This window comes from Mycobacterium sp. C31M, assembly GCF_053345865.1.
Genome location: NZ_JBKFAX010000022.1, coordinates 47,445 through 66,691 on the forward strand (window position 1 = coordinate 47,445; position 19,247 = coordinate 66,691).

Annotated in this window: 17 protein-coding genes; 13 read left to right on the forward strand and 4 right to left on the reverse strand. The window is 61.4% G+C overall.

Annotated features, from left to right (window positions below):
- Positions 1-1,836 (forward strand): acyl-CoA dehydrogenase, encoded by a 1,836-nt coding sequence (locus ACLBYA_RS27160; protein ID WP_447712572.1) that lies wholly within the window; start codon positions 1-3, stop codon positions 1,834-1,836.
- A 1-nt stretch (position 1,837) separates the two neighbouring features.
- A complete protein-coding gene (locus ACLBYA_RS27165; protein WP_447712573.1) occupies positions 1,838-2,353 on the forward strand; it encodes a winged helix-turn-helix transcriptional regulator in 516 nt (171 codons plus the stop codon).
- A gap of 744 nt (positions 2,354-3,097) precedes the next feature.
- Here the strand turns inward: ACLBYA_RS27165 and ACLBYA_RS27170 are convergent.
- Positions 3,098-3,451 carry an alpha/beta fold hydrolase gene (locus ACLBYA_RS27170; protein ID WP_447712574.1) on the reverse strand — a complete coding sequence of 118 codons (354 nt, stop codon included), beginning with the start codon at positions 3,449-3,451 and terminating at the stop codon, positions 3,098-3,100.
- A gap of 159 nt (positions 3,452-3,610) precedes the next feature.
- Here ACLBYA_RS27170 and ACLBYA_RS27175 point away from each other — a divergent pair, with 159 nt between their 5' ends.
- Both ACLBYA_RS27175 and ACLBYA_RS27180 read left to right on the forward strand, forming a co-directional pair.
- Complete coding sequence (locus ACLBYA_RS27175) at positions 3,611-4,831, forward strand: PucR family transcriptional regulator (protein WP_447712575.1); 1,221 nt, start codon at positions 3,611-3,613, stop codon at positions 4,829-4,831.
- A 145-nt stretch (positions 4,832-4,976) separates the two neighbouring features.
- Complete coding sequence (locus ACLBYA_RS27180; RefSeq protein WP_447712576.1) at positions 4,977-5,549, forward strand: hypothetical protein; 573 nt, start codon at positions 4,977-4,979, stop codon at positions 5,547-5,549.
- A 292-nt stretch (positions 5,550-5,841) separates the two neighbouring features.
- Here the strand turns inward: ACLBYA_RS27180 and ACLBYA_RS27185 are convergent, their stop codons facing one another.
- The 3 genes from ACLBYA_RS27185 to ACLBYA_RS27195 all read right to left on the reverse strand — a co-directional run bounded on the left by ACLBYA_RS27185 (position 5,842) and on the right by ACLBYA_RS27195 (position 7,574).
- On the reverse strand, positions 5,842-6,018 hold the full coding sequence (locus ACLBYA_RS27185) for a hypothetical protein (protein ID WP_447712577.1): 177 nt from the start codon (positions 6,016-6,018) through the stop codon (positions 5,842-5,844).
- A gap of 34 nt (positions 6,019-6,052) precedes the next feature.
- Entirely contained in the window at positions 6,053-6,538 is a 486-nt protein-coding gene (locus ACLBYA_RS27190; RefSeq protein ID WP_447712578.1) for an AraC-like ligand-binding domain-containing protein, read from the reverse strand.
- A 115-nt stretch (positions 6,539-6,653) separates the two neighbouring features.
- Entirely contained in the window at positions 6,654-7,574 is a 921-nt protein-coding gene (locus ACLBYA_RS27195; protein ID WP_447712644.1) for an FAD-dependent oxidoreductase, read from the reverse strand.
- On the opposite strand from ACLBYA_RS27195, the gene ACLBYA_RS27200 reads away from it, so the two are divergent.
- The 9 genes from ACLBYA_RS27200 to ACLBYA_RS27240 all read left to right on the forward strand — a co-directional run bounded on the left by ACLBYA_RS27200 (position 7,473) and on the right by ACLBYA_RS27240 (position 19,029).
- The gene (locus ACLBYA_RS27200) at positions 7,473-7,751 is read left to right on the forward strand and encodes a hypothetical protein (RefSeq protein ID WP_447712579.1); all 279 of its coding nucleotides are present in this window, start codon (positions 7,473-7,475) and stop codon (positions 7,749-7,751) included. The two genes, ACLBYA_RS27195 and ACLBYA_RS27200, sit on opposite strands and share 102 nt — an antisense overlap.
- A gap of 929 nt (positions 7,752-8,680) precedes the next feature.
- Positions 8,681-9,790: a tyrosine-type recombinase/integrase gene (locus ACLBYA_RS27205; RefSeq protein WP_447712580.1), complete on the forward strand. Its 1,110-nt coding sequence runs from the start codon at positions 8,681-8,683 to the stop codon at positions 9,788-9,790.
- A complete protein-coding gene (locus tag ACLBYA_RS27210) occupies positions 9,787-10,122 on the forward strand; it encodes a helix-turn-helix domain-containing protein (RefSeq protein WP_447712581.1) in 336 nt (111 codons plus the stop codon). Before ACLBYA_RS27205 ends, ACLBYA_RS27210 begins: the two co-directional genes overlap by 4 nt.
- Entirely contained in the window at positions 10,112-11,599 is a 1,488-nt protein-coding gene (locus ACLBYA_RS27215) for a recombinase XerD (protein WP_447712582.1), read from the forward strand. The genes ACLBYA_RS27210 and ACLBYA_RS27215 overlap by 11 nt, the downstream gene beginning before the upstream one ends.
- Positions 11,600-11,690: 91 nt before the next feature.
- Entirely contained in the window at positions 11,691-12,428 is a 738-nt protein-coding gene (locus ACLBYA_RS27220) for a hypothetical protein (protein WP_447712583.1), read from the forward strand.
- A 162-nt stretch (positions 12,429-12,590) separates the two neighbouring features.
- Entirely contained in the window at positions 12,591-15,158 is a 2,568-nt protein-coding gene (locus ACLBYA_RS27225) for an AAA family ATPase (protein ID WP_447712584.1), read from the forward strand.
- A 147-nt stretch (positions 15,159-15,305) separates the two neighbouring features.
- Entirely contained in the window at positions 15,306-16,784 is a 1,479-nt protein-coding gene (locus ACLBYA_RS27230) for a hypothetical protein (RefSeq protein WP_447712585.1), read from the forward strand.
- Positions 16,785-16,811: 27 nt separating this feature from the next.
- Positions 16,812-17,795: a restriction endonuclease gene (locus ACLBYA_RS27235; RefSeq protein WP_447712586.1), complete on the forward strand. Its 984-nt coding sequence runs from the start codon at positions 16,812-16,814 to the stop codon at positions 17,793-17,795.
- Between the two features lie 256 nt (positions 17,796-18,051).
- Entirely contained in the window at positions 18,052-19,029 is a 978-nt protein-coding gene (locus tag ACLBYA_RS27240) for a hypothetical protein (protein ID WP_447712587.1), read from the forward strand.
- Positions 19,030-19,247: the final 218 nt, after the last annotated feature.

Here is a 19,247-nt window from a genome sequence, read left to right on the forward strand (position 1 = left end):
ATGGGCCACTACAAGAGCAACCTCAGAGACCTGGAATTCAACCTCTTCGAGGTACTCAACCTCGGTGAGATTCTCGACTCGGATGCCTACGGTGACATCGATTCCGACGTTGTGCGCACCATGCTGACCGAACTGCGGCAGATCGCCGAAGGGCCCGTGGCGGAGACGTTCGCCGATATCGACCGCAACCCACCAACATTCGACCCGAACACCCACACCGTGCGGCTGCCCGAAGGCCTGAAAACTGCCTACCGGGCCAGCTACGGCGCTGGCTGGGACAAGATCGGCATCGCCGAAGAACTCGGCGGCACACCGATGCCTCGGCCGGTGGTGTGGGCACTGATCGAAATGCTGATGGGCGCCAACCCGTCGTCCCACATGTATGCGATGGGTGCTGCCTTCGGCAATGTCTTCTACCGGCATGCCACCGAGGAACAGAAGCACTGGGCGAAGCTGTGGGTGGACCGTGACTGGGGATCGTCGATGGTGCTGACCGAGCCCGACGCCGGTTCGGACGTCGGCGCTGGCCGCACCAAGGCGATCCTGCAGTCCGACGGCTCATGGCACATTGAAGGCGTCAAACGGTTCATCACCTCCGGCGATTCAGATGACCTTTTCGACAACATCGTCCATCTCGTGCTCGCCCGTCCTGAGGGCGCCGCCCCTGGCACCAAGGGGCTGAGCCTGTTCGCCGTGCCGAAGTTCCTGTTCGACTTCCAGACCGGTCAGTTGGGTGAACGCAACGGCGTCTACGCCACCGGCCTGGAACACAAGATGGGCCTGAAAGGCTCGGCCACCTGCGAGCTGACCTTCGGCGGCCATGACCGGCCCGCGAAAGGTTGGCTGGTCGGCGAGCGTCATGCCGGTATTGCGCAGATGTTCGACATCATCGAGATTGCACGAATGATGGTCGGCACGAAGGCGATCTCCACGCTGTCCACCGGATACCTCAACGCCCTCGACTACGCGAACACGCGTTTGCAGGGTGCGGACCTGACGCAGATGGCGGACAAGACCGCGCCGCGGGTTCCGATCATCCGCCATCCCGACGTGCGGCACAGCCTGATGATGCAAAAGGCCTACGCAGAAGGCCTACGAGCCGTCTACATGTACACCGCAGCCCACCACGATGCCGATGTCGCACACCATGTTTCAGGTGCCGACGTCGATCTCGCCGCGCGCGTCAATGACTTGCTGCTCCCGATCGTCAAAGGCGTCGGGTCTGAGCGTGCCTACCAGTACCTCACCGAGTCCCTGCAGACTCTCGGCGGATCGGGCTACCTGCAGGACTACCCGATGGAGCAATACGTGCGGGACGCCAAGATCGACTCCCTCTACGAGGGCACCACCGCGATCCAGGCGCAGGACTTCTTCTTCCGCAAGATCGCTCGCGATCGTGGTCAGGCTCTCTCGCACATTGTCGGCCACATCCGCCAGTTCCTCGCTACCCCGGACGGCACCGAACAGTTGAAGAACGAGCGCCAACTCCTGGAGACCGCCCTCGGTGACGTCGAAGCGATGGTCGCGACCCTGACGACGCACCTGCTGGGCGCCGGGGAACAGCCGACCGAACTCTACAAAGTTGGTCTCGGCTCGGTCCGGTTCCTGCTGGCCGTCGGTGATCTCCTTGTCGGTTGGCAGTTGCTGCACCACGCGCAGATCGCACTGGTCAAACTCTACGCGGGTGTATCCGGCGCCGACGTCGACTTCTACCGCGGCAAAGTCGCGGTCGCGCAATATTTCGCACGCACCACCCTGCCGGGCCTGGCAGCCACCCGGGCCGTCCTCAGTGCTCTCGACGGCGAGATCATGGACCTCGACGACGCGGTGTTCTGACATGTCCACCGCCGAGGTTCACCCACTGAGCAAGAGCGGACCAGACATCGGCCCATTGCAGGCACTGCTCGCCAGCATCAGCAACAAGTGGGTCGCAACCGTATTCGAACTCCTCACCGGTGCAAGGGAACTCAGTTACGGCGAGCTGCATCGACAGTCCCAGGGCGCATCCCGCAAGATGCTCTCAGCGACGCTACGCGATCTGGTGCGAGATGGACTGGTAGACCGCCGCCCGGAATCCCGTTCCGGGCCACACCATGTGTACTACCGGCTAACCGAACTGGGCCAATCCCTCGTCGCCACCCTCGATGAGCTCCGTATGTGGGCCGAAACCCACATCGGAGCGATCGAGGCGGCCCGGCGAACCCACTATGTCAAAACAGAGGCAATCAGGTCTGAAGCAACGGTGAGTCGGCGGTTAGGCCAGGCGGGTCAAACTGCGTCGGTCTCAAATTGCGCAACGCCGGCCGCGTACGCGCGGTCGCGACCGGATTCACGTTCGGCGTTAAGTGTGTGAAAACAATACGCGGTGCGCTTGAGCAGTCGTGGTGCTGCCGGAAGTAATCGGTAGGTCTGTGGTAAGTGCTGCCATCCACAATGAGTTCTGGCAAGACCGTCGCCGTCGGCTTGTTGCGGGCGTAGCAACAACACAGAAGTGCTGGGTGGTGTTGGACGGCCTCGACGCCGTCGTGTTCCTTCCTGCGTGATCACTGCGGGACGTTGATACACACTGTGTTTACAGCGACCGCCAGCCGGCAATCTGTGAAGGCTCGAGTGCGTCGTTGCCGGCAGGTCTGGTGTCTGGCCGCATGAGTTCCGATCTGGATCGGGCGCATTCCGGTCAGTACGGCGATCGCGAACGTGCTGGGTATCCAAGCCGGCGATGCCCGAAGACTAACGCCGTTATTGATATTTTGAGACTTCGCTGGGGCCATCGTAAGCCCCAGTTGTCAACAATGGCCAACCCGTCCTGGAGCTTGACGACGCGGCACAACCCGCACTAAATGAGCACTAAATGGCTACCGGAACATCGCGGGCCTCTGCAAAGGAAAAGCTACGGGCCGCTGGTCTATTCACTACGATCCTGACGAAGTCACCAAGGCATACTTCCGCGCCCTGAATCGCGCCGTTGCGTGGGAACACGTTTCAGTAGCGCCTTGCCCAATGCTGCGATGCGATCAACGAGGCCCGAACCAACCGGTTGTGCGTCGGTGTTGTCAACAGGCGCGGCCGTGCGTCTGTCGTTTGATCCGTATCGAAGTCAGTTCCACTGGTGGAGGAAGTTTCGCTGTCGTCCCCACGCGGTCTGCTTGCCCGTGGTTGCGGATGCATCTGCAGAGGCGTGATCGGCGATGAGATCGACGATCTGCCCGATGGCCGCTTCCGGAAGGTCGTGTCCCATACCAGGAATCGTGTGCAAAGGTGCTCCGGCGATCGCTTGCTGTGTCGCGGTGCCGCCGCTGGGATGCACCATCCGATCCTGGTCGCCGTGGATCACCAGGGTCGGGGCGGTGACGCCACGTAGCTCGGCGCTCCGATCGCCTGAGCGTTTGATCGCGCCGATCTGGCGCCGCATCCGCGCGATGGAGACCGCGCTTCGCGAGGTGGACTTCATGATTGCTCCTACAGAACTCGGACAGGACGACTAGACATATTTCGTTTCCGCAGCGGGTGAATGGAATTGGCTCACGCCCCAGAATCGGCCATCTTGAGTGCACTGTGCATCACGGCCGCATAGGATCGCGAGGTGGATGCGTGCGAGTGCAGTCCTGCAGTGAAAGACTTGATCCGACGCGGCGCCGACGCGGTGTTGAACGCGCCGCCCAGTTGGTTCGACGAGATCGACCAGGCAGCCTTCTCGGCGTCCGACATGCAGGCCGTTGCCCAAGACCCGGTCCTGCGCACATCGGTGATCCGGCACACACGCAGACTTCTCCGGCACTGGGCCGCCGCAAATCTGGCCGAACCCGGAGAGCCGGTACGGCCACTCTTCGACGACCTCAACGAGGCAGCTCGATCGATGGTCTATCGAGGCCAAACCGAGGCAATCGTCGATTCCTACCGACTCGGGCAGAACATCGCGTGGCGCCGATGGATGAAGATCGCCTTTTCGCTCACGTCGGACAGCGACGTCTTGGCAGCCATGCTCGACATCACCGCCGCCTCTATTGGCTCATTCATCGATGCCACGATCACGGGGTTGACCGCCCAGATCACTGATGAACGCGAGCAGTTCCTCCGCGGCCGGGAAGCCAAGAAGCTGGAGGCGGCTTCGGTACTCATCAACGGTGGTCACGCGGATCTACCCTCGACCGAGCTAGTCCTGGGCTATCGGCTGAACCAGGTCCACACCGCGGTCGTGGTGTGGACCACGGATGCATCACCTCGGCTATCGGAATTGGAGCGGGCAGCCGACGACGTGTCACAACACCTAAGTGCCACGAGCATGGTGCGGGTGGTCGCGAGCCCAGGCACCGTGTGGGCCTGGCTCGGCGCAATTGACATAGGCCAGCTGCGGAACCTGGAGAGCGTGGTCGGCATGGACTCGCGGTGGAAGGTCGCCGTCGGATCGCACGGGCATGGGCTCGACGGATTCCGAACCTCGCATCTGGATGCCGTCATCACTCAGCGAATGATGGCGCGGATGAATACTCCGCACGGGGTCGCGACCTTCGACGACGTCGAAGGCGTCCTATTACTCACCTCGTCCCCGGACCGAGCGGACCGATTCGTCGCACACACGTTGGGCCCGTTGGAGAACGCCCATCCGGAGCTGCGTGAATCGGTTCGCGCCTATCTGAGTCACCAGTGCAACGCGTCAAAAGCTGCTGACAGCTTGTATAGCCACCGGAACACGGTGCTGCGCCGGGTCAAACACGCCGACGAGCTCCTGCCGCGCACCATCGAAGACAACGCACTGAACATCGCCATGGCTTTGGAAATCAAGCACTGGCGGGGTGCACTCTCTGACGAGACTGACGACGAAGCTCACTAAACCCTTTGCTGGAGTGCATTCTGCACCACGGCAGGCCTGATCTGGGTGCACGGCACCTAGATTGCCGACTCTCTGCATGTGACCGTACATGTGCACCGCATACGCAGGTACACCACACATCATCACGAGAGGGAGAAGCTTCGTCATGACCCTGTCCGACTTCCGCGCCACCGATCTGACGTCGATGCCGCACGCCGAGTTAGTCGAGCTGTTCAAAACCCTGGAAGCGCCGACGCTCTCGGAGATGAACGGCGAGTTCGCCGGCACCGGCCTCGATCAGCCTGGCCTACTTCGCGATGCTCTCGCGGCCGTCAAGATACGTAACGTGTTCCATCTCTGGAAGCGCAAGGGCTTCCGGCAGATCGATGAGACGTCCGGTCGCGGCTACAACGTTTACCGCTGGGCGGTGACCGGTCGTCTGCAGTACAGCGATCCGATGACCACACTCATCGGGACTTCTCACATTGACGGACGTCCGGCGTTCCAACTCGACTACCGCACCTTCGACACCGTCAACGGCGTGGTGAACCTGTTCGATGACGTTCGGAGAGTGACCTCCGGCCTGTATCTCGGGTTCGGGATGCTTGGATTCACCGACCGGCAGCGTGCCGTGCTCCAACCGTTCATGCTGGAGGCAACTTCGCGCCCGTACGTTGGTGACGTCGGAACTCCCCGAAGCGAACAGCGACACGGCTTTTCGTCAGCGCCTCGGAAGTAGACGCCGGCGGTGGGTTCCATTGTGTGCCATCGATCGTGGCTCGATGGGCAAGTGCTCGTAGAACCCGGCTTCCTCATCGGATTGCTATTCCGATCGTCGCAAATGCGCCTCAGTAGTTGATCGCCCTCGATCCGTAGTGCCTCAGCAAAGATGCCCGCGAAATCGCGATCTGGACGGGGTGGGTCGGGTGGGCGCATGCTCAAGGGGAGCGTCGGTAGGAGTCAAAATGCATATGCCACCACCAGTGAGCTCTCCGAGGCTCGGCGACCCGGCTGAACGGCGGTGAATTGGCCTAGGCCAAACGGATCAGCGCCGAACGGTAGGCGAGGGCCCCGACGGTCTGTCCGGTCGCGCTGTACGCCCTGTTCACCGTCCGAACCGACACGGAGTGAGCCTTCGCGATGGCGTCCAGCGACAATTCACCGCCGAGGAGGTTCTGCTCGATGTATCTATCGATCACCGCCCGCAAGGCCGGACCCCCATGGCAACTCACTCCGGCCGTGTCAGGACGGAGAACCCCGATCAACAATGCCAGCGTCGCGTTGTGAGCGGCGACGATCTCCGAAGGCGACAACGCCGGAAGGGTCTGCGCAAGGGTATCCAGGTACACGGTCAGGAGCTGCACCGACGGCGAAGGCGGACCGACCATCGTTTCGGGGGACCGCCCACGGCTTCCCGCCGACCTCGTCGATCGCCGAGAACGGAACGATCAGGCTTCGCGTAGAAAGCCGTTCGTGCACGGCGAACCTCGCGGGGAGCGAACTGTCCCAGAAGGCGACGTCGCCCGCCCCTATGCGGACCGAGTCATCGCCGTGTGAGATCGTCTCGCGACCAACGAGATTCATCATGACGACGAAGAATTCACCGTCGGTGTCGGCGATGTGGCGCCGCTGCCAGGTGCCGGACTTCGGGCCGCAGACGCAGTCGACGAGGGCGAGATCGTCGATCCACCAACGCTGTACGGCGGCGTCGAACTCCTTGCTCGGCACCGACGGCTGTGTGGTCCACGGAGATGGGTCGTCGACAGCATTTCCTGCCACGCGTCGTGGCGATGGGCCTCACCGGTCGCGGGCAGGTGAAACGTCTCGCGCATCTCACCGGTCCCTAGGGCCGTGTACTTCCCAGGCCAGCTTCGGTCAGCCCCGCCACCGTTCGTTGGAGTTCATCCATGTGGTCGGCCGCGAGTCGTTGCGGTGTCACCCCGTGCTTCAGGCACAGTGCAGCGGCGGCCGCGGTGGCGATGGCGTGTTGGGCGCCGTTGCCCATGAACTTGGCGACCGAACCGGCGATGTGGGTGACGCTGATGTGCTTGCCGGCCATCATCACGTTGTCGAGGTCCGCCGAGTACAGGCACCGGAACGGCACGTCGAAGGGCAGCCCGTCGCGTGTGTCCCACTTCCAGTCCCGGAGTCGGAAGTCGTAGTCCTTGTCGATCGGGTAGTGCAGGCAGAACGCGCCGGAGTTCCGCGCGATGGCGTCGGGGAACTCCCGGTGCGCGCGGATGTCGTTCTCGGTGAGAACGTAGTCGCCGAGGTAGCGCCGGAACTCGCCCTGCCCCGCGACGAAGGCCACCCAGTCCAGCGCGAGGTTCGTGTAGGTCTCGGGCTCGATCTGCTTGACGTTGGCGAAGGTTCCGTAGATGGCCCGCAGGAGGTGGTCGCGGATCTCCTCGCCCTGGGTGTACGGGTCCAGCCACTGCCCGTATTCCCAGAAGTGCGTAGCGGGTACCAGCATCCGCCGGCGGATCTCCGGGTCCGGCGTACGGAAACGCCCGGCGACGGGGCCGGGGACGTTGTCCACGCCAGGCTCGCTGAGCTGCCCGTTCAGGTTCGCGTAGTCCTTGGCGACCTCCTGCGCCCACGGGACGTCCGGGAACGCAACGGCTTCCTTGGACTCCCGCGTGCGAAAGAACACCGTGTGGCCGTGGTGCTGGTCGAGGTGTTCGGACGGCGCGGACGGTTCGTAGTACTCGGCCGAGGACTCGTTTCCGAACAGGGTGCGGGCCCCGGCCAGCAGGCCGACGATCGCGGTTCCGCTGCAGGAGGGTGGTGGAAGAACAATAGGCGACAGGATCGGATTGATGTGCCAGTGCGCTACTCGCTGATCTTGTCGCTCAGAACCCCCGAGCAGGGCGTGGACCTATACACACCGATCGCGACCCAACTGCGGATTCCTATCGAGACCGAGATCACCACCGAGTGAAATGGCGCACGCGTGTGACAAGCAGCACGAACCACAAGAGGAAGGTCATAGAGCCGAAAGCGTCACAGTGACAAAAGGATTGCGCTGGGCACTGTCCACCCAAACGGAAGAATTTCGAGTCTCTCAGGATGTGTAACCAACCGCCGGCAACGAACCACGATTTCTCGGATCCTTCCGAACAGAAGGGGATGGCAGCGGGGCAGGCCAGCGATGAACCGGCTACAGCCTCAAGGCCGCCGGAGCGAACATTCGGACAGCTCCCAGGTATTTCTGTCTCAGACGAGTTCGATGAACCACTCCCAGATGTGGAAGTCGCTTTCTGGGAAGCTGATTCAACAGACTGACTCGACTCGAACGCGCGCAAACTATTGGGGGAAGCAGAGGCAGGCAATCGTCAATACGTCACAGTGACGAAATATGTCGGCGGCGGGGAGGGTTGGGTAAGTGCGCCGAAAGTGAGCGTGCTGCTGTCGGACTCGGCACGAAAGCCGATCACGCCACAAGCGCGGAAGCGTCACGAGAAGTACAACTTGGTAGGCGAAAGACTGAAAAGCTCTGTGCGCTGGTTAGCGGACTGGTGAAAAAGTCGGAGATCAACTGCAAACCGACAACAGTGTCCGATCCGGGCGGCAGCCACTTCAACCCCAGGTCAACATTTCGCCGATAATCTACATTATGTCAGGTGAAGTACTGCATATTGCATCAGGTGAATCAACGCCGGGCCGCTTGCCGGCCACCACTCCTCCCGTCGTTTTCGGCAGCGTCGCAACACTTTCCGCCCACCGTCCCCCCTCTGCGGACTCGTATCGGCAGCCATCCCCGCTACGCCCGTAGCCGCTCCGGCGACACGCTGACCTGGGGTCTTGACTTGATGATGCAACAGATGAATCATTGATTCATCTGTTGATACCAGATGGCAGGAGTTTTGGGTGGCAGTCGACGACGTCGGACGTGCATATCTCGTTGACGCGGTCAGGCCCCTGCACCCCGAAGAACAGACAGTCGCCGAAATGCTCCAAGGCTGGCGCAACCAGCAGCTCAGCCGCAATCTGCAGTTCGAGACTATCGACGCCCGCATCAAGCAGGTGCAGCGCTTCATCGAGCACTCGAACGAGTTCCCATGGACCTGGACCGTCGCCGTGGTCGACGAGTTCTTCGGCGATCTTCGCAGTATCCACAAACTCGCCCAGTCGTCGATCCGTTCGTATCAGGTCGGCCTGCGACAGTTCTGCTCCTATGTCAGCAGTCCGGACTACGGCTGGGACCGCGTCTGCGAAGCACTATTCGGGACCCACCCATCCCAAGTCTTCTTCGACTGGAACACCGCTCGACACGTCCAGGAGAACGAGGCCCAACCCGAGAAACGCGCATTCACCAAGCGCGAACTGCAAGACTTCTTCGATCATGCCGACGAGCAGGTATCTGCCGTCGTAGCTTCGGGCAGAAAGGGTTGGCTGCCCGCATACCGCGACTCCGTGATGTTCAAGATCGCCTACTCGTATGGGTTGCGGTTCAACGAACTGGCCCACTTGCAGACGGTCGACTTCGCAAGGAACCCCCACGCTAAGGAGTTCGGAAAGTTCGGCCTGGTTCATGTGCGGTACGGCAAAGCGAAGAAGGGCTCCCCGCCAAAGCGGCGCAGCGTCCTGACAGTCTTCGACTGGACGCCCGAAGTGCTGGTCGACTGGCTGGAGAATGGTCAGCCCCATATGGACGACGGGATCGACCTGTTCCCCAGCGAACGCGGAAATCTCGTCTCGGAAACCACACTCATCAGGCGGTTCCGCCGCTACTGTGACGATCTCGACCTCTCGCCCGGCCTCGATCTCCACTCGTTCCGACGGTCCTATGCGACGCACTTGCTCGAAGCCGGCTGGGATGCGATGTTCGTTCAGCACCAAATGGGTCATGAGCACGCGTCGACCACAGCGATCTATAGCTGTGTCAGCAGCGACTACCGCACCCGGACACTGCGAAACGCGCTCGACGCCACCATCGCTGCCGCGCTGTCTCCGACGCAGAACGGTGGCGCCGGATGAAACGCGATGTCGATTACCAATGGCGCCTCGCCGAGCTCATGGCAAGCGCCCAGATGCACAACAGCACCGATCTCATGCCTAGGCTGAACGAACGCGGGATCACGCTGTCACGGCCACAGGTCTACCGGCTCGTCCACCAACGACCCGAACGAGTTTCTCTGAAGCTCATCGCCGCGCTCTGCGACATCTTCGACTGCGGCCCAGACGATCTCGTCACGGTTACCGCTGCGGACGCTCGCAAGAAGGCCGCCAGCGCTGGCCGAGAAAACGTCGTAGAACTTAATAAGGCCATCCGCCCCAAGCGTGCTCGGATTCTCAGCGATGACGATTGAGCCGCAACGCCGGAATACCGTCCGCGGACGACCAAAAGTCACCGACGGATCAATGGAGTGCGCTCGCTGCCACCGCGAGATGCGGCGCACGGCAGCAACATGGCCAGACGGCCGCATCTGCAATTCCTGCTACTACGAAGCAACCATCCTCTATGGCGACTGCCCCAGCTGCGGATTCCACCGCCTCCTGCCCGGCCGACTGGACATCGGCGATCAAGCGGTGTGTCGAGACTGCGCCCGTATCCGCCAGAACTTCTATTGCACGTCATGCAACGAGGAGCGACGACCCTACCGCGGCAACGTATGCGCACGTTGCCGCGTCCGCGAAGACCTTGAGCGGGCGTTCCTCCACCCGGACTCTCCCACGAGCTTCACGCAACTCATCGACGCCCTGTGCGCAGCTGATCGCGCCGAGAGCATCATCACGTGGAAGCGATCGGACAAGGTTCAAGGACTCCTACGCTCTCTCGGAGATGGCACCACTCCCCTCACCCACGACGGCCTGGACCAGTACGAGCCCGCGGGCCGGCACGTCGACCACCTACGGGCTATCCTGCAGCACCATGACGTAATTCCCGCACGTGACAAGTATCTCGCCTACTTCGAGCGGTGGATCGAGGACAAGCTCCACCCAGTCTCAGATCCCGAGATTGCCACGCCATTAAGGCAATTCGCCACATGGCACCACCTCAGGCGGATCAACGACTTGGCACTTTCTGGGGTTTCAACCCGAGGGCCCGTTCACGCCTCGAAGCAGGACATCACAGAAGCACTGAAGTTCCTCGAGTGGCTTCGCGCCGAACACGGACGAACGATAGCCAACTGCACACAGCAAGATGTGGACCTCTGGGTCACCACCGGTCCAACAACGCGGCACCTCATCCGGACGTTCATCATTTGGTGCCAAAAGATGCGGGTGAACCGATCAATCACGCTCGGACATCGTCAGGCAAAATTGGTCCGGGTTCTCACGCAGGACCAGCGACTTGAGTGGATCCGCGAGCTTCTGTCCGGCGACAGCGAATCACTCCCCTATCGCGTAGCAGGAACGCTGCTACTGCTCTACGCCCAGCCACTCGTGAAGATCGCAGCCATTCCGATGAGCAAGGTGCTCGTCGCTCCCGATGGACTGTCGATTGAGCTCGGCGTCACGCCGTCGCCCGTTCCCGAGCCATTTGCTGAACTAGTCAAGAGCCACATCACCAACCGGCCGAATCTCCGCACAGCAGGCGCAGACAATCCCTGGCTGTTTCCGGGATATCGATCTGGCGAGCATCTGCACCCCAACACACTGATGGATCGTCTTCGGTGGCTCGGCATCGACCTATTGGGGGCGCGTAACACTGCACTGCAAGAACTGGTCACCCAGGTGCCTCCTCCTGTCGTGGCCGAAATGCTTGGCTACAGCGACCAGGTGGTCCATCGGCACGCAACGTTGGCCGCACAGCCATGGGGCCACTACGCAGCCGGCAATTGATGAACCCGCGGACACCGCAGTCGTCTGAAACCAGAACTGTCGGTGCCCGTGGCTAACGTGTTGAGTCCCGAGAACGGAGCAGGAGCTACAGATGTTCGATGCCGAGGTCGATTACCCCACGGCTGTGGCCAGCTATGACGACAACGGTGTAGGTGAAGCCATTCGCTGGTGCGCGTCTCATATGGAAAAAGGCGACACCCTCACAGTGTGGACCAAGCTGAAGTCCAACCTGCGAAACTGCAACGCACTGGACAGACTCGTTAGCCGCCACTCCTATGTCGAGCACGTGACCGGCAGAGGCGGCGCGTACGTGCCTGGCCATGGTCCCGTGTTGATGGCCTGGCCGGACATGGACGACATCGGCGAGCTGCTCCGGTTCAGCAGCCACATGATCCGGGGCCTGTGTGTAATCACTTGGAACGCCGACCGGATTAGGCCGTGGGTGACACAGATGCGGCCCGACGTCCTCGGCGACGGTTCCGAGTGGGAGGACCTCACACCGCGGCTGAACCCCGTGGTTATCGAGGCGATGAAGAGCGTCACGCTGACGATCAACCACAACAATACGATCGGGGCGGGCTATGAGAAGGACGACGTCGTTAGCGTGCTCCTCGCGCTCCACGACGCGAGCATCCCCATGAACGCTGATGCTATGCAGGGATGGGCGCTTGCCAATGGCTGGTCCGGCCAGAACCCGGCCTTGCTAGCCAAGTACGTCAAGGACATCAACAGCGGCAAGCGTCCTCGCTGTAGCCGAGTGATCAACTCCGACTACGTCGATCACCTGAGGGAACAGGTGGCCGGAGGCTTCGAGGACGGAGAAGCGTGAGCGACTTGATACCGAATCTGGAGGACCTCCGCGCGCAGTTGCCAACTGATGGCACCGCGGAGGACGCCCATCAGTTCGTTGCAGAGTTGGCAACAGTGGCGTCCGCCGAAGACGTGAATACGAGTATCGACGGCCTAGTGGATCGTTGGTTGGAGGTGCCCCATGGCCACAGGGTGTGAGGGCGGGGACGGTGACCCAGTTCGGATTCTCCGCCTACGCATCCGAGGGTTCCGGTCGTACGGCACTGAAGTGCGCGAGGTCGAACTCGACACACCGCTCACTGTCATCAAGGGTGACAACAGTCAGGGTAAGACTGCAACCGCGGAGGCGCTCGAGTTCCTCTTCACTGGATGCAGCAGTCGCAGGGACCTCTTCGGTGGAGCAAAGGCGGAGTATGACCGAATGCTCGCCAACGTCCACCTGCCGGCGGGGGATGCCGAGGTCTGGGTAGAGGCGGACATACGGTGCGCCGATGGCGCCGTGCGGACCGTGCGGAGGGTACTCACCGCCGACTACTCGGCGACTTCTGACTGTACGAGCGACCTGACCGTTGACGGCCAACGGGCAGCGGATCTCAACGGCCTGGACATTCCCTTTGGTGACCCGCCGCTCGCGGCCCCGGTGCTGCTGCAACACAATCTGCGCTACGTGCTCTCAACCGAACCGAACAAGCGGGCGGCATATTTCCGTTCTTTGCTCGACCTGACGGATCTCGACATCGTTAGAAGTGCTGCAACACGAGCGAAGGAGCGAGTGGCGAGCCTGCCCCCGCTGCCTAGAATCACAAGCTTGGCGACCCTGGGCAGCCTCGCCGAGGGCAACGTAGGTGCTTCGGCAGCAATCAGCAAGGCATCCAAGGCCGATGACCAGCAGACGCTTACCGGGGCTGTCGTTTCAGCGGCCACTGCCCTGATTCCGGAAGTGCCCGGTACGACGGCTGAGGAAGCGATCGCTGCCTTGCGGCGTGTCATCGCTCGTGCAGAGGAACAGGTCTTTCCGATCGGCGCGCTTACCCCCGACCTGGAACGGTTGCCTGAGGCTGTAGATGCCAACGAACTGACGCAGAGCATCACCTCGTACGTGGAGTTGCTCGCAGCCGTGGATGCCGAGGTCGCACGACTGACTCCGATCTTCGCCGCTGTCCTCAACCACCAACACTATTCCGACCTCACGGAGCCAGCGCCGTGTCCTGTTTGCGACGAAGGAACCCTTAATCCGGACCGCATAGAGCAGATCCGCATGCAGCTTGGGGCTTCCTCGGATGTGCAGGAAGCAGCTCGGACAGTCATTGCGCGATTGAACGCCGCCCTCACCGCCGTGGATCGAGTCGGTACAGCGCTGCGAACTGTCCTTCCAGATGCTCAGCGTTGGCAGGACCAACGATGGGCAGACGTGTCGAGGCACCGCGAAGTTCTCACTACGGCCGAGCACAACGATGGACCGGCTCTGGATTCCAACGACTCAGCTCGTGGGTATGTGGCGCGAGCCGAAGAAGCACTGCAGCAGCTGGAAGAGACCCGGATGAACATCAAGGTCTCGATCGACACAGCAGTGCGAAAGGTCGAGCAGCGCGTGGCAATCCAGGACGACCTCCCGTCGCTGCTTAAACAGGTCAGCGACTGCGGTGCCGTTGTGTCGAAAGAAATGCATGGGCTGAAGAAGCTGGTCGAAGAGTTACATGAGGAGCTCGGCGAGAAGCTGCAAACCGCAGTACTGCCAGTCGGGACGCGCGAGGTACTCAATCTTCTTGAGCATCGCGAAGACCTGCTTCACGAACAGCGAGTTCAGGCTCAGCGGAAGAAGGTCAAGCAACGGGTAGATGCAGTCGGCCGGGCCATCCAAAAAGCAGAGCAGGCGCTCCTCGATGACCGTTTCGAGACTATGGGCACTGAGATAGGGCGATGGTGGGCAACGCTCCGCCCCAACGAACTTGTACGATTTGGTGGCGTCGACCGCCGCGCATCAGGCCGGCGATTCGTGAACCTCACTGCAAAACTTGCGGTATCGGAAGAAGCGTTGCCGCAAGTGCGAGACGCCGTCGGGGTGTTCAGCGATAGCCAACTCAACGCACTAGGACTATCTGCTTTTCTTGCTCGCCAGCAGCTTCTTGGCAGTCCGTTCGTCATCCTGGACGACCCCCTGCCGGGCTACGACCCAGACCACCAGGTCACATTTGCCGCGAACACCATCGATACGCTGCTTGACGAGGGAGTGCAGGTCATCCTGCTCACCCATGACCCAAAGGTCGAGGCTGAGTTAATAGGACGACATCAGCACCGCGAGCCGCTCCACTATCGGGTTGAGCTACCTCCCGGCCTGGAAGGTAGCCAAATCACTAACCAGCACGACTTCGTTGGTCGCAAACTGGCCGAGGCTAAGGCACATCTGACGAACACGTCCGTCGCAGGCCGCAAAGCGGCAACAAGCGCACTCCGCGATGCAGCAGAGCGTCTAGGCAAGCAAATCGTCGCTGCGGCACGGACCGCGAATGGCACGCCGACCACTGTGGTATCTCTCGGCGGCAAGATGCTCGGCGACCTCATCCCAGAGATCTCGGCCCATGTTCAGTCCCAGGACGAGGCTGGCAAGTGGCAGTCAATCAAGGGGATTCTCAACCCGGGATCACACGACGATGAAGTCGCCTCGACGCAGTCGCTCGGGGTAGCAGTCGGAGACCTCAGGAGGATCCGTCAGAACCATGAGAAGGGGTGGGGAGGGCTACCCAGGTGAGAATTCCATCAATCGAAGCAGACCATCCATCATGACGACCTCATCCCAGGGCGCCATCGACGACCTCTACGCGCCGGCTTTGAGCGGGATCCCGCGTTGGTTCGCTAGCCAGGCTAACCGAAGCTCGTATGAAAGCGACGGGCCAGCATGAGGATTTCTGTCCCGCAAGAAATGTTCGGCAACAATCCAGAAGGATTCATCGACCACTTGGGCCTCGTTGTCCAACAGCGCCCCTCCGGTGTGGATACGGAATGGGAGGTTTCCGCCAAAAACACGGACCTGGTCTACGCACAGACGCTGCATGGTCCGGCTCTAAAACGCAGCAGGTTCGATGTATCGCCCGCGCCTACCCCCGAGGTGCCGGGTGGAATGCCGGTCAGCATGTTCGAAGCCTTCGAAAAGATTACCCAAACCCTAGACGCGAATCCCACTCTGGCGGCGCGTCTTGACCGCATCATCACCACGCTGATTGCCGTGCCCGACAACCAACTCCCTGCCGCGGTCCAATGGGGCAGCACGGTGCTCTCCGCTATACCGTTGGAGCGGGCCGATGGTACGACTGAGCCGCTGTTCCCCCGCCACTCCGTCCACGACGTGCGGATTGCCCCTCTCGCCTATCGCTGGTCCAAATTGCCTCAAGTGCTTCTGCGTCTTAGACACACAACCGCCGCCGAGCTAGTCGAGGAGTCCAAGAAGGATCCCGACAAGGCGACATTTCAGTCGTCGGGAGCGCTCTTGGAAGGCACCGTCTTTGGGGGCCTTTACTTCGCTCCGCTACTTGGCAGTCAAAGCCCATCAATGTGGGGAATCGGCGTACCACGAGTCGGACAGGTCATCGTCTACACCTTCGGCCGGCTGATTAGTGGACGAGGATTCGACGCAAGCCGCGATCAACTCGACTGCCTACAGGTGCTAATCCATCACTCTCCCACCCACGACTTCGCCGCAAAAATTGCCGATGCGTCCACCATGCACAAGGCGGTCTTCTCCGAGACCATCGACTGGTGGGCCTCGCGTGTAGATAAGACGATACGCGATATCTTCTCTCCCACAACATATCTCGATGGCAACAACTACTACGTCCCGGAGGCCCATCAACGCTGGATGCTGAACCTGGAACAACTCTTTACCCGTATCGGGGCGATCGTCAACCATCCCCGCGACCGGTCAGCACAACTCATGCTTATGTTCCCAGCCATGGACATACTTGCTGACAGTTTCACCGGCGCCAACGGCATCGGCCAGCTCATGACACCGGCGCGAATCCGAAAGCGCATCAAAGCAATCGAAGAACGTGTACCCACTCGGATCCAACCGCTAGTCATGGCTCCGGCCTATCGCGCACTGGCAGCAGCGCAACAAGTTGCCGACGAGTTCTTCGCTCCCAGCCCGAACCCCGACGCGACAATCGAGTCGCGACTCATTCACCTATGGAATGCTCGCCGCAATACTACCCACGGGTTCAATGAAAACGCAGAGATCCTCGCGGAACATACCGGCCGTCTACCTGCGGACATCGTGATGATTCCCATGGTGTATCTGCTCGACATCCTGACTGACCGCGACCGGTTATTACAGCGCATCGCGCGAAGTTGCCGCACCGCCCACCCCGGCCGCACAAGCTAGTTGAGTCGACATGAGATCCTCGCGGTTATGACCTCGGTACTCAATTGGCGCGCAGAATTTGCTGATCTCGATGCGCTGCCCCCTGACTCCACCCCGGCGGAGAAAGCCAAGCGGGGGCGCCGGCTCGAAAAGATCCTGCACGCGATGCTCGACGACGCCGGACTGTCTCCCCGCCTCGCGTATCGCCCGAAGGGCGAAGAGATCGACGGCTCCTTCGTCATCGCCGAGCGGACCATGCTTCTAGAGGCGAAATGGACTTCGGACCCTCAGCCGGCCTCCGCGCTCTACCAATTTACCGGGAAGATCAGTGGCAAACTCGTTGGGACCGTTGGGCTCTTCGTCAGTATGAGCGGAGTATCTCCCGACGCAATCGACGCCCTCATCGCAGGCAAGCAACTCAACCTCATCCTCATGGATGGCGACGATCTGCGGGCTATCGTGCGTGACGACATCACCATCGACGCGGCAATCCGCGCCAAACTGCGCGTGGCTGCGGAAACCGGAGCGCCGTTCTTTGCGGTCGACCCGGGAGTGCAGCGTCGTCGGGCCGAAGACACTCGTGAACTTGTCCTCGTCGAAGGTCGTATAGATGAGAGTATCCTGTCCGCCGTAATCGGGTCTTGGGGTACCCGGGCCGAGCGTCAGAGTGTCGTGCCCGTGGGCGGACCATCGAACTTCGCGCGAACCGCCGAAGCGCTGCTGGCACAATCGGATAAGGCTCAAGAACTCTTCGTCATCGCGGACGGCGACCAGAACCTGGTAAGACCGCGAATCCAGCAAGGCCTGGACGAACGTGGGATCAAAGCGAAAATCGTGATAGTCCAGCCCAGTCTGGAAGCCGCCCTCGGCATCCTTGAACCGGGTACCGAACAGCTACAGCGGCGGAGGCTCCTAATTCTCGAGGATCAGGAGATACTGTCGCGCATTCAGTACTCCCTCGGAGCAGGGAACGTCCCCGAACAGGTAGATAAGTTGTTCTCCCTCCTCGGCATCAGGATGCCCCGGGCGTAGCGACTGGCATGATCCGTCGCTCCCAGCGCTGAGGAATATGCAGGAATCGAATATGCAGGGTTACCAGTAAACCACATCGCGCCGATGTCGATCGCACTCGTTCCCGTCCGCCGTTCATGCAGCGCCACCGACACCGCGGTTTCGATACGATGAGAACTCCCCCATGCGGCGAAGCGCCGGGCGGAGCGCGGCAAAACCAGGCTCCTCTGCATCTCAACCCCGGCGATAGGCGGCAGCGACAGCACTTGGAGCGCACATGGACCGACTCGTCGGCAAGCGCCCCATCCTAGAATCCGACTCGCCAGAAACACTCAAGGTCATCGCGTACTTTGACGGACTCGCTGTGGCCCGTGTCAGCCTCGAAGGGCTTTTACGTGCAGCATCCGCGCTTGCTGATGCAGTCGCCGGCGCAGAGCGGCACGGTCACATCAGCCGATATGATTCTGTCGGAAAGCGTCTGGACGCCGATGAAGCGGCGACGAGGTACCCTGAGCGCACCTGCGGCGATACACGGGTATGGCTCGAGAGGCATGGTGAGCCGCGCGCCAACGACGAGATCATCGTCGAGCGTCTGGCTTTGGCGGTCGAGCTCCTAGAGATCCGACGATGGGCCGGCTGCGGCCTGGACATCGCGATCGACGCCGCAACAGAGCGAGACACGCGCAAGCAGTCACTTGCCCTTCTCGGCATCGACACCACCGCACGGATCCGTATCCTCGCCACGAGCGTCGGGCAGCCGGCACCCGACGCAGTGACGACCGCCGTACCCACGCGCTACGGGATGATGCGCGCGACGGTCGACACGTCCGGAGACATCTATCCCTCGAGCCGCACCGGTCTTGGCACCTGGGTGCGCGCGGATCGTGCACCAGAGTCATGGGAAGCAGCTCTCATCGCCTATCGCCTCACCGATTCGGCCGATCCTGTCGTCGATGCGACCGATCTCGGCGCCGCGTTGCTGGTGGTTCGTGCCCACGATCCCGACCTTCCGCATGACGACGTGACGAAACTCGCCAACTTGGACGCTCTCGGATCGCGGGTCCTACGCACCCTGGTCGAAGCGGACAGCATTCGATCCGCTGCATCGCGCCTCGGTATGCATCACTCCAGCATTCAAGCCCGATATGAGGCACTGATCGGGGAAATCGGCTATGACCCACGCACTCCCCTCGGCCGACTCCGGTATTCCGCCGCCGTGCTCCTGCTGCGTCTGCAACACGCTGACGACCAGTAAGCGCTCAGACCGCCGTGCCACCTCCCCCTGACCCAGATGTGGCCTAGGAATACGACGGAATCGAATACTGAGGGTTACCGGTATCCCATTGCATATTGCTCTGCGCAGCAAAGGGTTTCAATCCCACACCGTGACCTGACCTAACTGATACTGCCCCGTTCCCACGCCCGACGGCCGGTTAGAAGTAGTGGTGCGCGGCCGTGACGAATACAGCCTCG

What these genes read in the sequence shown, in the direction of transcription:
- ACLBYA_RS27230 (WP_447712585.1), top strand. Translation starts at nt 15,306, where the DNA reads ATGAGGATTTCTGTCCCGCAAGAAATGTTCGGCAACAATCCAGAAGGA.
- ACLBYA_RS27240 (WP_447712587.1), top strand. Translation starts at nt 18,052, where the DNA reads ATGGACCGACTCGTCGGCAAGCGCCCCATCCTAGAATCCGACTCGCCA.
- ACLBYA_RS27165 (WP_447712573.1), top strand. Translation starts at nt 1,838, where the DNA reads ATGTCCACCGCCGAGGTTCACCCACTGAGCAAGAGCGGACCAGACATC.
- ACLBYA_RS27210 (WP_447712581.1), top strand. Translation starts at nt 9,787, where the DNA reads ATGAAACGCGATGTCGATTACCAATGGCGCCTCGCCGAGCTCATGGCA.
- ACLBYA_RS27180 (WP_447712576.1), top strand. Translation starts at nt 4,977, where the DNA reads ATGACCCTGTCCGACTTCCGCGCCACCGATCTGACGTCGATGCCGCAC.
- ACLBYA_RS27215 (WP_447712582.1), top strand. Translation starts at nt 10,112, where the DNA reads ATGACGATTGAGCCGCAACGCCGGAATACCGTCCGCGGACGACCAAAA.
- ACLBYA_RS27160 (WP_447712572.1), top strand. Translation starts at nt 1, where the DNA reads ATGGGCCACTACAAGAGCAACCTCAGAGACCTGGAATTCAACCTCTTC.
- ACLBYA_RS27170 (WP_447712574.1), bottom strand. Translation starts at nt 3,451, where the DNA reads ATGAAGTCCACCTCGCGAAGCGCGGTCTCCATCGCGCGGATGCGGCGC.
- ACLBYA_RS27220 (WP_447712583.1), top strand. Translation starts at nt 11,691, where the DNA reads ATGTTCGATGCCGAGGTCGATTACCCCACGGCTGTGGCCAGCTATGAC.
- ACLBYA_RS27225 (WP_447712584.1), top strand. Translation starts at nt 12,591, where the DNA reads ATGGCCACAGGGTGTGAGGGCGGGGACGGTGACCCAGTTCGGATTCTC.
- ACLBYA_RS27235 (WP_447712586.1), top strand. Translation starts at nt 16,812, where the DNA reads ATGACCTCGGTACTCAATTGGCGCGCAGAATTTGCTGATCTCGATGCG.